Here is a 12,111-nt window from a genome sequence, read left to right on the forward strand (position 1 = left end):
TAGCCCTTCCTTTTCCCAGGTCGGGCCAACTCCCTGCGCGACCGAATGTTCCTAGAGCGTGCCGGAGCGCCTGCGTTTTGAAAGCTCGCGGTACAGGGCCTCAGGAGAAACGCCGATTTCGTCGGCCAGACCTTTCCACTCACCCAGTGTCGGAAGTGCGACGTCGTTCCATGCAGTCCAGGCATCGAGACGAGCACCGACCGTTCTCAAGGAAGCGATCTCGGATCGCTTTCTTGCGCTTTGAAGCTCGTGCGAAAGATGCGCGATCCATTTCGCCGCGAAGCTGAGGTCGCGTTCCAGCAGCCGCCTGACCTCAACAACGGGTACGAGCAACGCCTGCGTCGCCATCGCAGCGACGGCGTCGCAATGGTACCGCTGCGAAAACACGGACGCCTCGGCCAGTACTGTGCCGGGTGTCGAGCGCTGCAGCACTGCCGGGCTTCCGTCCGCTTGGTGGCGCACGAGGTTCACGCACCCGCTTGTCACAAGGAACAACTTCCGCACGGGGTCGTCCCGGTGAAACAGGTACTCGCCTTTTGCGAAGGATTTTTCGGCGACGGCCTTGGGCCGAAGATGGGCGACTATTTGCTCCGACATGATAGCTATCATGTCACTCGAGTTCGCCCCCTGGCAAGCTGGCGTTCTCGCAACAGCTAGTGGTGAACCATGAAATCTCTGATCCCTGCAATCCTCGTCTTCCTTCTGTCATTGCCCGCCGCGGCCAACGAAGAACACGTTCATTCTTCGCACTATGCCGGACAGCAGATGCGCGAGATCAAGAGTCTGTCCCCGGATGATGTATCCGAATTGCAAAATGGACGAGGGTGGGGGCTGGCGAAGGCGGCCGAGCTGAACGGCATGCCGGGGCCCTCTCATGTTCTGAAGATGAAGCGCGAGCTTGGATTGACGGCCGATCAGGAGGCCGTAACCCGGAATATCTTTGAAAAGATGCGGCACGAAGCCATTGCCGAGGGGAAACGACTGATCGCAGAGGAAGCGTTGCTGGAGGTCGGATTTCGCGAACGATCTCTCGACCGCGACAGCCTTCGAGATCGGCTTCGCGGGATTGAACTGAGCCGCTCCAGCCTGCGCTACATCCATCTTGCCGCGCACCTGGAGATGTTCCGTGTGTTGGACGAACACCAGAACAAGCGGTACAACGAGCTGCGGGGGTACGGACGCTAGTCAAGGCGCATCGATCCTGAGAGGCGCTTCTCTAAACCGGATTCGCTTGTTACGATCCCGCCGTTACCTTTCCATCAAAATTCGCGAACAGCACGCGCCGTCGCAACGGCGCGTGCTCGTGACGGCGGCCGCAGAATCAGGCGACGTGGCTGCAGCAGGATTTCTTGAACGAAGCCCTGTAGCCAGCAGCTTCGATCGCGGCGATGAAGGCGTCCGAGCCGATCCGAGAGTCGATCGACGCCGTTTGTGCCTCGAGATTGACGGCGACCTTGGCGTCCGGATCGACTGATTTCACAGCCTTCTCGACCGCGCTCACGCAGTGGCCGCAGGTCATGTCGGATACGTTGAGATGGTACATCGGAAGTCTCCCGTTTGATTTGACTGCCTCAAGGTGGGGCTTCCAACAATGGTAAGGTCAAGAGGCCTGTTTTAAATTTCTGCGTCGGCGGTGGTGACTGCGGCGGTCCGTCGCAACTTTTCGTGACAGTCTTCCAATCGACCCCGGTCTATGCCAGCTTATGCGCCATGATTGCCATGGTTGTGCTCAGGCGTCTTCTTTTCGCGTTCGCGTTGCTCGGGATCATGTTCGGTCCGGTGAGCGTGAGCGCGGCCGCCAGCGCCATGGCCCTTTCTTCGGACATGCAGATGGCTTCGATGCCGGGGATGGATGATGTCGACGACATGTCCGGCTGCCCGGAGGAGCAACAGGCGCAAAAGGACTGCGGGAAAACATGTCCTCTGGCGCTGATATGCTCGTCGACCATTCTGGCCGATGAGAACAGGGCCGACGGCTGGCGCATGCGCCTCGCAACGCGCAGCCTGTCGCATGGGTTCCTGCAGGAAGCCCATCTGCCCTCGGCCACCGTCGAGCCGCCCCCCAGACCTCCACGGGCCTGATCTCACCCTCCTATCAACCGGACAGGTGCCTTCCGGATGTGAAGCGCCCACCCGACCTCGTTGTTTATTTAGGACGCGGCCTGATCTGCCCGTTCAAGGTGAGATTGCTATGACTGAACGCTATTTTTCTCCGAGGACAATCCTCGGTTCGCTGGCCATGGTCTTGGCCGCGGCGACGACATCCTTCGCCGCCGCCTCCGATTACGAGTTCCAGCTCGTCGAGCCCGAGGTCGCCCAGGGTCCGGAAGCGACCGTTGCCGTGCGCCTGGTCGACAAGCGGACGAATGCGCCCGTGCCGGAAGCGGTGATCTTCACGACGCGCTTAGACATGGCACCGGAAGGCATGGAGGCGATGACGACCTCGGTGGAGGCGATGCCGTCGCCCGAGCCCGGCGTTTACAAGTTCAAGACGAATCTCAGCATGGAGGGCGGCTGGCGCTTCAAGCTCGCCGCCAAGGTCCAGGGCGAGACCGACACCGTCCAGGGCGAACTCGTTCTGCAGGCAAAGCCATGAAGAAATCCAAATTCCTGCTCCTCGTCACCTCCTTCGCCATCGCCGGCGGGGGAGGGTTCGTGGCGGGCACGCGCGACGTGGCCCCGGAACTCAGTGCATTTCTCTCCGGGCCTGCGCTCGGGGAGACCGTCACTCCTCGGCCCGTGCCTACGGGCGAGGTCATCTACTACCAGCATCCCGACAGGCTGCCGGAATATTCCGCCACACCGAGATCGACCTCCGACGGTCGGTCCTTCCGGACAGTGCGGCAAAGCGAAGACGTTAGCTTCGAGCCCGTGAAACCTTCGACAGGAAACTCTGAGGCAGCGTCCAGCGATGGCCGGAAGATACTCTACTACCGGAACCCGATGGGCCTTCCCGACACATCCAAGGTGCCGAAGAAGGATTCGATGGGGATGGATTACATCCCGGTTTACGAGGGCGACGAAGCGGACAGTTCCGTCGTCAAGGTGTCCCTTGGCAAGCTGCAGCGGACCGGAGTGAAGACCGCGACGGCGGAGCGGAGCGTTGTCGCCCGCGCGGTGCGCGTGCCGGGGACGGTCGCCTTCGATGAGCGGCTGATCCGAATTGTCTCAATGCGAGCCGACTCCTTCATCGAGGATGTCGCCAATGTCACGACCGGCGATCGTGTGACGAAGGGGGACCGCCTCTTCCAGTTCTACTCGAAAGAGATCGCGAAGGCGGGAGCCGAATACGCCACTGAACTCAGGAGCGGCGGGAAGCCGGACCTGGACGTCGGAGGGGCGCTGCAGCTGCGCAACCTCGGGGTGCCGGAGGAGACGATCCGTTCGATCACCCGAAACCGTGCAGTGCCCAGGAGCATTCCCTATCTCTCGCCCACCGACGGCGTCGTTTTGGAACGGAGAGCGACAACCGGAATGATGGCGGAGGCCGGCGATGTCCTGTTCCGGATCGCTGACGCCTCGCGGATATGGGTGATTGCTGACGTTCCGGAATACGATGCCGCGTCCGTTCGAAAAGGCGCTCGGGCGAAGGTCGTCGTGCGAAACCTTCCCGGAAAGACGTTCGATGGTGCCGTCGATCTGATCTATCCGGAAGTCCAGATGCAGACCCGGACGGCAAAGGTTCGGATAGAGCTTCCCAATCCGGACGGCCTGCTGCTCGCCAACATGTATGCAGAGGTTGAGATCGAGTCCGGCGCAAGCGACCCGGTTGTCGCCGTGCCGAACAGCGCCATCGTCGACACCGGCCAACGCCAAGTCGTCTTCGTCGACAAGGGCGACGGGCGGTTCGAGCCACGGGACGTCGCTCTGGGCGTCCGCGGTGAAGACAAGACGGAAGTCACCAAGGGGATCGATGTCGGCGACAGGGTCGTCGTCTCGGCCAACTTCCTGCTCGACGCCGAAAGCAACCTCAATGCGGCGCTGAGCGCACTCGGCACCAGCGAGGCGCAGCCATGATATCCAACGTCATCGCCTGGTCGGCTCGCAATCTTGTGCTGATCGTTGTCGCGGCGGCGCTGTCGATCGCAGCAGGTATTTACTCTTTGCGGACGCTCCCTCTCGATGCCATCCCCGACCTATCGGACGTGCAGGTCATCGTCTTCACCGACTATCCGGGGCAGGCACCGCAGGTCGTCGAGGACCAGGTCACCTATCCATTGACGACGTCGATGCTGACGGTGCCGCGATCGCGGGTCGTCCGCGGCTTCTCGTTCTTCGGCGTCTCCTTCGTCTATGTGATCTTCGAAGACGGGACCGATCCCTATTGGGCGCGTAGCCGCGTGCTGGAATACCTCAATGCCGCCTCAAGTCGGCTTCCCGAAGGCGTGTCGCCGAACCTCGGGCCCGACGCGACAGGCGTCGGCTGGGTCTACCAGTATGCGCTGGTCGCGAAGGAACTGTCGCTTGCCGAACTGCGGTCGCTCCAAGACTGGGTGGTCCGCTTTGCGGCCTCCAAGTCCGAAGGGGTTGCCGAGGTCGCGAGCGTCGGCGGCTTCGTGAAGCAGTACTCGGTCGTGGTCGATCCCGCGCGGCTGAAGGCCCAGGATGTTACGTTGAAGCAGATCGCCGACGCCGTTCGCGCCAGCAACCGCGATGTCGGCGGACGGACGGTCGAGATCTCCGAATTCGAATTCATGGTTCGCGGCAGGGGCTACCTGCAGGGGATCAAGGACATCGAGAACATTGTCCTGATGGCGGAAGGCGGCACGCCGCTCCGTCTCGGCGACGTCGCCCGCGTGGAGATCGTTCCCGACGAACGGCGCGGCATCACCGAGCTTAATGGCGAGGGCGAGGTCGCAAGTGGCATCGTGCTCCAACGCTTCGGCGCGAACGCGTTGACGGTCATCGACAACGCGAAGAAGAGCCTGGCCGCGATCAGGGACAGCCTGCCCGCCGGGACGGAAATCCTTCCGGTCTATGACCGCTCCGAACTGATCGACGCTGCCATCGAGACGCTGAAGGGAACGCTGGTCGAGGAGTCCATCGTTGTCGCACTGGTGACGATCGCCTTCCTTCTCCATGTCCGCAGCGCCCTGGTCGCGATCATCATGCTGCCGATCGGCATCCTGATTTCCTTCGTCGCCATGCGGGCGCTCGGCATCGGGGCGAACATCATGAGTCTCGGCGGTATCGCCATCGCCATCGGCGCGATGATCGACGCCGCGATCGTGATGATCGAAAACGCCCACAAGCATCTCGAACGCGCTCCGCCCGACAAATCCAGGACAGAAATACTGATCAAGGCGGCGAGCGAGGTCGGTCCGGCGCTGTTCTTCAGCCTGCTGATCATCACCGTGTCCTTCCTGCCGATCTTCACGCTCGAGTCCCAGGAAGGCCGCTTGTTCGGACCGCTCGCCTTCACCAAGACCTTCGCCATGGCGGCTGCCGCCCTGCTGTCGATCACGCTGGTGCCTGCGCTGATGGTCGTGTTCGTCCGTGGCCGGATCGTTCCGGAGCACAGGAACCCGCTTAACCGTTTCCTGATCCGGATCTATCGGCCGGTTATATCCGGGGTGCTCCGGGCGAAGACGCTCACCATCCTCTTGGCACTGGTCGCCCTGGCCGTGACCGTGTGGCCCGCCCGTCAGATCGGCAGCGAATTCATGCCGAGCCTCAACGAAGGCACGCTGATGTACATGCCGACCACCTTGCCCGGCCTGTCGGTGACGAAGGCGGCCGAACTGATGCAGACGCAGGACCGGATCATCAAGTCCTTCCCTGAGGTCGAGACGGTGTTCGGCAAGGCGGGAAGGGCGCTGACCGCGACCGATCCCGCGCCCACCGAGATGTTTGAGACGATCATCACCCTGAAGCCGAAATCCGAGTGGCGTCCGGGTGTGACGATTGACAGGCTGAAGCAGGAGATGGATGCGGCGCTGCAATTCCCCGGCGTTTCGAATGCGTGGACGATGCCGATCCGCGCCCGCATCGACATGCTGTCGACGGGCATCAGGACGCCCGTCGGCGTCAAGGTCTACGGAACGGATCTCAAGGAGATGGAGCGGATCGCCCGCGAGGTCGAGACGGTGCTGAAGACGATCCCCGGCACGTCGAGCGCCTATGCCGAGCGCGTGATCGGTGGCTACTATCTCGACATCGTTCCGGACCGCACTGCGCTCGGGCGATATGGATTGAGCATCGATGACGTTCAGGATGTGATTGGCGCGGCCTTGGGCTCCGAGGTGGTCACCTCAACGGTCGAGGGTCGCGAACGCTATGGTGTCGCAGTGCGCTATCCGCGCGCCTTCCGAAGCGATCCCCAATCCATAGCCCGCGACGTTCAGGTCGCCCTGCCCGGTGGCGGCACGGTACCGCTGGGAGAGGTCGCCGAGGTGAAGCTGACGCGGGGTGCGACGACGATCCGGACCGAGAACGGGCAGCTCGCCGTCTATGTCTTCGTCGACATCGCCGATCGTGACCTCGGCGGCTATGTCGCCGAAGCGCAGCAAGCGGTCGCCAGCAGCGTGAAGATGCCGCCCGGATATTCGGTCGCCTGGAGCGGTCAGTATGAGTATCTCGAGCGGGCGAAGGCGCGTTTGGCGATTGTCGTGCCGCTGACGCTCGCGTTGATCTTCCTGCTGCTCTACCTCAACTTTAAGGCGCTCACCGAGACGCTGATCGTCATGTTGTCGCTGCCCTTCGCGCTCGTCGGCGGCATTTGGTTGATGTGGTGGCTCGGCTTCAACGCCTCCGTTGCGGTAGTCGTCGGCTTCATCGCCCTTGCCGGGGTCGCGGCGGAGACTGGGGTGATCATGCTGATCTATCTCGATCAGGCCTGGAAGGAGCGACGCTCCGCATGCGAGGCCGAAGGTCGAGACCTGACGCGCGCCGACCTTCACAAGGCGATCATGGTCGGAGCGGTCGAACGGGTGCGGCCGAAGATGATGACGGTCGTCGCGATCATGGCGGGCCTGGTGCCGATCCTCTGGAGCACGGGTGCCGGCTCGGAGATCATGCAGCGGATCGCCGTCCCGATGATCGGCGGGATGATCTCGTCCACGATCCTGACGCTCGCTGTGATCCCAGCGATCTACGGGCTCGTCAAGGGATGGCGGCTGCCGGCAGCCGCAGCCGCCCCGTCGGCCGACACCGAGACCGATCAGGCGATCCTGAAGGAGGCCGCAGAATGAAGGGAGGAGGCCATGATGGACGATATGATGGGCGGCGGCATGATGTGGGGCATGGGCTTCGCGGGACTGATCGGGCTTGTTGTGGTCGCTCTCGTGATCGCGGCGCTCGTCAAGTACGTGTTCTTCCGTTGACGGCTTTGCCCGCCTCACGCAATCGTGGCCCGAATGCAAACTTTCCGGCCGCCGCAAACGGCCGACGCGGCTTGCCTTTGGTGCAGTTCGGCATCATTCTTTCTCTGATGAAACGTTGGTCGGCTCGACAGTTGATCCCTCTGCTTCTTGCGGTTTTCGTCGCCGCGGGCATGAGCCTGTCGGCTGCTCAGGCAAGCGTCATGACGGCCAAGATGACGACGATGGCCGAAATGGACATGTCCTCTGAAGCCGGCTGTCTGGATTGTCCCGCCTACTCCCCTGACAGCGGGATGAAGGCTATGGCCTGCGGTGTCGTCTGCGCGGCCCCCGTTCTTGCGGCGCTGCCGACGGCTCTGCCTCTGCCTTCTTGCGAGACGGCTGTTTCCCTGCCGCCGCGTGAGGCGCTCCTGCACGGCAGGGCGTTGCCGCCCGAGCCTTATCCGCCACGAACCTCCGACATCGCCTGATGTCCCGGCGGTCGCGATCCAAGCGACCGGACCGGGCAAGCGAACGCGTGCGAGCCGCGCGTTCCATCATCCACGATGATCGGAAGGATCGAATGTGACTACCGAATTTCATGGCCGCATGTCGCGCCGGGCCTTGCTCCAGGTCTGCGCTGGCCTCCTGTTGACCACTGCGTTGCCGGCGGGAGCGGTGCGGGCTGCGCCATCCACCGGATATCGGATCACCGCCACGCCAGCCCGTGCTCGTCTTGCCGGCCTAGCTCGTCCGGAAACCGATGTCTGGACCTATAACGGGACAGTGGCGGGCTCGCTCGTCCGGCTGCGCCAAGGCGTACCGGCGCGCCTCGTCGTCAAGAACCGGCTTAGCCAGGAAACCACTGTTCACTGGCACGGCATCCGGTTGCCCAATGAGATGGACGGCGTGCCCGGCCTGACGCAGCCGCCGATCAAGCCAGGGGAGAGCTTCGTTTACGAGTTTACCCCGCCCGACGCAGGGACCTTCTGGTACCACCCGCATTCGAACAGTTTGGAACAGCTCGGCCGCGGACTTGCCGGAGCCGTGATCGTCGAGGAACGCGAAGCCGTCGCCGTCGATCGCGATCTTCTCTGGTTCTTGGCCGACTGGCGACTGACCGAGGGCGGCGGGATTACTGCCAGATTTGGCAACCGCATGGAGGCGGCGATGTCCGGTCGGGTCGGCAACACCGTCACGCTGAATGGCCGGGTTTCTGAGGCGGAAGCGGTCCGGGCAGGCGAACGCGTCCGCCTGCGTCTCGTCAACGCTTCCCTCGCGCGGGTCATGGCGCTGCGTTTCGATGGCCACCGGCCGGTGATCGTTGCGATTGACGGACAACCGTGCGATCCGCACGAACCCGCGGCCGGCCGAATTCTGCTCGGTCCGGCCATGCGCGTCGATCTCATGATTGACATGCAGGGAGAGCCGGGGCGGCGGTACGGCGTCATCGACGATTTCTACGACGGCCTCTCCTACCGACTGACCGAACTCGCCTATGAGGAGGGGCCGCCGCTCCGCGCGCATCCGCTCGCCGCTTCGCTTGACCTGCCGCGCAATCCCTTGCCGGAGCCCGATCTTGCCACGACCGAGCGTCACGAGCTGACGCTCCAGGGCGGCATGATGAGCGGCATGATGATGGGTGGGGGTGGCATGCAGGGCGGAGGAATGATGCACGGCATGATGGGCATGGGCGGTGGTCCCGCCTGGTCGATTAACGGTTTGTCGATGACGGGAGACGGCCATGCCGGCATGGCGCCCGCCCTCACGTTCCAGCGTGGACGCAGCATCATGCTGACGATGCGCAACGAGACCGCCTGGTGGCATCCGATGCATTTCCACGGCCACAGCATGCGGGTGCTGAGCCGCAACGGCGTGGCCGTACCGCATCGTCAATGGCAGGACACCCTGCTGATGGCACCGAAGGACGTCGTCGAGGTCGCCTTCGTTGCCGACAATCCCGGCGACTGGATGCTGCATTGCCATGTCTTGGACCACCAGATGAGCGGAATGATGACCGTGCTGCGCGTCGACGGATCCAATTGAGTTATTCAGGGAGAAACCGAAATGAACCATACAATCCGCTTCGCCAGCCTCGCTGCTCTCATCGCCTTCGCCTCGCAGGCACTCGCCGAGCCCCTCCAGGCGACGCTCTACAAGAACCCGCAATGCGGCTGCTGCGAGGGCTATGCCGCCTATCTCCGCGACAACGGCTTCAATGTCGACGTGAAGCCAACCAACGACCTCGCCGAGATCAGCGCCAAGGCCGGAGTGTCTGAGGCGTTCCAAGGCTGCCACACCACGTTCATCGACGGCTACGTGGTCGACGGACACGTTCCGGTGAACGTCGTCCGCAAGCTCATCACCGAGAAGCCCGCGATCGCCGGCATCACACTGCCGGGGATGCCGATGGGGTCGCCTGGGATGTCCGGCACGAAGACAAAGAAGTTCGTGATCTACACCGTCCCGAAGGACGGCAAAGCACCTTCCGTCTACGCGGAGGAATGATTGCGGGAGGGAGGTACTCCATGACCCACTTTGCAACACACGAAACATCAAGGATGGATGGCCGCCCGACATCCGTCTTGCGCCGCCGGCTGCTGCTGGCCCTGCCGGCCGTCGCATTCGCAGGGCTGGCCGCCGTATTCGCCTGGGGCATCAGCCGTGATCCGAACCAGCTTCCGTCTGCGCTGATCGGCAAGGACGTGCCCCGGTTCGACCTACCGCCCGTTGAGGGCCGGATCCTTGGTCTCGCAAGCAAGGACCTCTACGGCGAAGTCTCCCTCGTTAACGTCTTCGCCTTCTGGTGCGTCGCCTGCCGGGCCGAGCACCCGTTGTTCATGCGCCTCCCTCGGAACAAATCCGTTCCTATCCATGGCTTGAACTACAAGGATCGACCACAGGACGCGGCGCAATGGCTGAACACGCTTGGCGATCCCTACACCCGCACGGGAGCCGACCGGGACGGCCGCGTCGCCATCGACTGGGGTGTCTACGGTGTGCCCGAAACCTTCGTGGTCGGGGCTGACGGGCGCATCGCCCACAAGCACATCGGGCCGGTGACCGAACAGGCGTTGCGCGAGACGATCCTGCCTCTCGTTGAGCGGCTGCGTCGAGAGGCGAACGGAGGGACCTCATGAGGCTGCTTGTCTATGCCATCCTGGCGGTCGTTGCGTTTGCAGGGCAGGGGTTCGCTGCTCCGCCGGGGAACTTCGTGCTGCATGCTGCTCCGGTCGCCGTGCCGGAACTTCAGTTTACCGACGGCGAAGGACAGCCGCGTTCGCTCGCGGATTTCCGCGGCAAGGTCGTGTTGCTCAACCTCTGGGCGACGTGGTGCCTGCCGTGCCGCGAGGAGATGCCGACACTTGACCGGCTGCAGGCGACGCTGGGCGGAGACAAGTTCCAGGTGCTTGCTCTGTCGATCGACCGCGGCGGCGTTGAGACGGTGAAGAAGTTCTACGACGAGATTGGCATCCAGCACCTCGCGATCCACGTCGACACTTCCAGCCAGGTCGGCTTTGCGCTCGCCACTGCAGGACTGCCGACGACCCTGCTGATCGATGCCGAGAGCAGGGAGCTTGGACGGCTGATCGGCCCCGCCAAATGGGACGCGCCGGAAATGGTCACATTCCTGAAATCCATCGTCGAGAAGGAACGGGAGCGTCTGGCGGCTCCTGAGAACAAGGAGAAATCTCTATGAACATACCCAATTCAGCCAAGGCGCATCCGCGCGCACCGCCGCAACCGCTCGCCGACAAACTCCCGTCGTGGCTGCGACGCCGCCGGGGACTCGTCGTGCTCGGAATCCTTGTGCTCGGTCTCGGCGCCGCCTTCAACTGGAGCTGGCTGGTCGCTGTCGGTGTTGCGCCGCTGCTGCTGAGCTTGCTGCCCTGCGTCGCCATGTGCGCCCTCGGGCTCTGCATGAAACATATGGCTGTCTCTCATGGCAAGGCGTCGACAACCGTTTCGTCGGAGACCGATGCCGTTCCCGCTCCGCTCGAGGCCCCTCGGTCGTGCTGCGCATCCCGATCCAGCGATATCACGGCTGTCGAGAGGTGACCCATGCGCGCCTTGCATTCCGCTGCACTTGCCATCGCGGCGACGGTTGCTTCCTTCACCTCGGTGCTGGCGCACTCGCTTGAGGAGGTACACCAGGAGCTGCGCGCCAAGGAGACGTACTTCCAGCCTGTCGACAGCAAAGCTCCAGGATACACGCTGCAGGACGCCAACGGCCGCCTTGTCCAGCACGGCGACTTCCTCGGTAAGGTCGTCATTTTGAACTTCGTCTACACGAGCTGTACGGACGTCTGTCCGCTTCACGCCGAACGGATCGCCGATCTGCAGGCGATGATCAACCAAAGGCCCATGAAGAAGATAGTCAAATTCGTCACCATCACCACAGACCCGAAGCGCGACACCGGCCCGGTCCTTCGCGATTATGGCGAGGCCCATGGTCTTGACCCCGAAAACTGGATGTTTCTGACCTCTGCACCGGAGGAGCCCGAGGACACGACCCGCAAGATCGCCGAAGCCTACGGCCTCAAATTCACTGGAGGCGAGGGCGGCATGCAGATGCACGGGATCGTCACCCACGTGATCGACCAGGACGGCCGCCTCCGTGCCCGCTTTCACGGCCTGAGGTTCGATCCAGCTAATCTTGTCGCCTTCGTCAATGCGCTGACAAACCGGGTCCAGGAGCGGCACGCGCACGCACAGCCGAGCTTCTGGGACATGCTCAAAGGAGCGTTCCGATGATAGCAAAGCAACCCAGCAGTTCGGAATCCGGCTCCTCCGGCTCCGCCTCCGACCAAGT

At 63.0% G+C, this 12,111-nt stretch carries 14 protein-coding genes; 12 read left to right on the plus strand and 2 right to left on the minus strand.

The features are described from left to right. Positions 1-51 precede the first annotated feature (51 nt). Positions 52-609, minus strand: coding sequence for a Crp/Fnr family transcriptional regulator (locus AU381_RS25725; protein WP_064244426.1), 558 nt, complete (start codon positions 607-609; stop codon positions 52-54). A gap of 57 nt (positions 610-666) precedes the next feature. Between AU381_RS25725 and AU381_RS25730 the strand changes: the two genes are divergently transcribed. Continuing rightward, the gene (locus AU381_RS25730) at positions 667-1,185 is read left to right on the plus strand and encodes a hypothetical protein (RefSeq protein WP_064244427.1); all 519 of its coding nucleotides are present in this window, start codon (positions 667-669) and stop codon (positions 1,183-1,185) included. 136 nt (positions 1,186-1,321) lie between these two features. Here the strand turns inward: AU381_RS25730 and AU381_RS25735 are convergent, their stop codons facing one another. Beyond that, the gene (locus AU381_RS25735) at positions 1,322-1,543 is read right to left on the minus strand and encodes a heavy-metal-associated domain-containing protein (protein WP_064244428.1); all 222 of its coding nucleotides are present in this window, start codon (positions 1,541-1,543) and stop codon (positions 1,322-1,324) included. A 122-nt stretch (positions 1,544-1,665) separates the two neighbouring features. Here AU381_RS25735 and AU381_RS25740 point away from each other — a divergent pair, with 122 nt between their 5' ends. From AU381_RS25740 to AU381_RS25790, 11 genes are all read left to right on the plus strand, one after another. Then, the gene (locus AU381_RS25740) at positions 1,666-2,082 is read left to right on the plus strand and encodes a hypothetical protein (protein WP_244520140.1); all 417 of its coding nucleotides are present in this window, start codon (positions 1,666-1,668) and stop codon (positions 2,080-2,082) included. Between the two features lie 109 nt (positions 2,083-2,191). After that, positions 2,192-2,596 carry a FixH family protein gene (locus AU381_RS25745; protein ID WP_064244429.1) on the plus strand — a complete coding sequence of 135 codons (405 nt, stop codon included), beginning with the start codon at positions 2,192-2,194 and terminating at the stop codon, positions 2,594-2,596. After that, positions 2,593-4,017 carry an efflux RND transporter periplasmic adaptor subunit gene (locus tag AU381_RS25750; RefSeq protein WP_064244430.1) on the plus strand — a complete coding sequence of 475 codons (1,425 nt, stop codon included), beginning with the start codon at positions 2,593-2,595 and terminating at the stop codon, positions 4,015-4,017. The genes AU381_RS25745 and AU381_RS25750 overlap by 4 nt, the downstream gene beginning before the upstream one ends. Next, complete coding sequence (locus AU381_RS25755; RefSeq protein WP_064244431.1) at positions 4,014-7,190, plus strand: efflux RND transporter permease subunit; 3,177 nt, start codon at positions 4,014-4,016, stop codon at positions 7,188-7,190. The genes AU381_RS25750 and AU381_RS25755 overlap by 4 nt, the downstream gene beginning before the upstream one ends. A 212-nt stretch (positions 7,191-7,402) precedes the next feature. Further along, on the plus strand, positions 7,403-7,789 hold the full coding sequence (locus tag AU381_RS25760) for a hypothetical protein (protein ID WP_244520141.1): 387 nt from the start codon (positions 7,403-7,405) through the stop codon (positions 7,787-7,789). A 118-nt stretch (positions 7,790-7,907) separates the two neighbouring features. Continuing rightward, complete coding sequence (locus AU381_RS25765) at positions 7,908-9,344, plus strand: multicopper oxidase family protein (protein WP_082910368.1); 1,437 nt, start codon at positions 7,908-7,910, stop codon at positions 9,342-9,344. A gap of 21 nt (positions 9,345-9,365) precedes the next feature. Continuing rightward, positions 9,366-9,806 carry a DUF411 domain-containing protein gene (locus AU381_RS25770; RefSeq protein WP_064244433.1) on the plus strand — a complete coding sequence of 147 codons (441 nt, stop codon included), beginning with the start codon at positions 9,366-9,368 and terminating at the stop codon, positions 9,804-9,806. A gap of 20 nt (positions 9,807-9,826) precedes the next feature. Then, positions 9,827-10,438: a DsbE family thiol:disulfide interchange protein gene (locus AU381_RS25775; RefSeq protein WP_244520142.1), complete on the plus strand. Its 612-nt coding sequence runs from the start codon at positions 9,827-9,829 to the stop codon at positions 10,436-10,438. Next, positions 10,435-10,998 (plus strand): TlpA family protein disulfide reductase, encoded by a 564-nt coding sequence (locus AU381_RS25780; protein WP_064244434.1) that lies wholly within the window; start codon positions 10,435-10,437, stop codon positions 10,996-10,998. The genes AU381_RS25775 and AU381_RS25780 overlap by 4 nt, the downstream gene beginning before the upstream one ends. Then, positions 10,995-11,357, plus strand: a complete 363-nt coding sequence (locus AU381_RS25785; RefSeq protein WP_064244435.1) for a hypothetical protein — start codon at positions 10,995-10,997, stop codon at positions 11,355-11,357. Before AU381_RS25780 ends, AU381_RS25785 begins: the two co-directional genes overlap by 4 nt. A gap of 3 nt (positions 11,358-11,360) precedes the next feature. After that, positions 11,361-12,053 (plus strand): SCO family protein, encoded by a 693-nt coding sequence (locus tag AU381_RS25790; protein WP_064244436.1) that lies wholly within the window; start codon positions 11,361-11,363, stop codon positions 12,051-12,053. Positions 12,054-12,111 lie beyond the last annotated feature (58 nt).

This window comes from Sinorhizobium glycinis (assembly GCF_001651865.1).
GTDB classification, from domain to species: Bacteria; Pseudomonadota; Alphaproteobacteria; order Rhizobiales; family Rhizobiaceae; genus Sinorhizobium; species Sinorhizobium glycinis.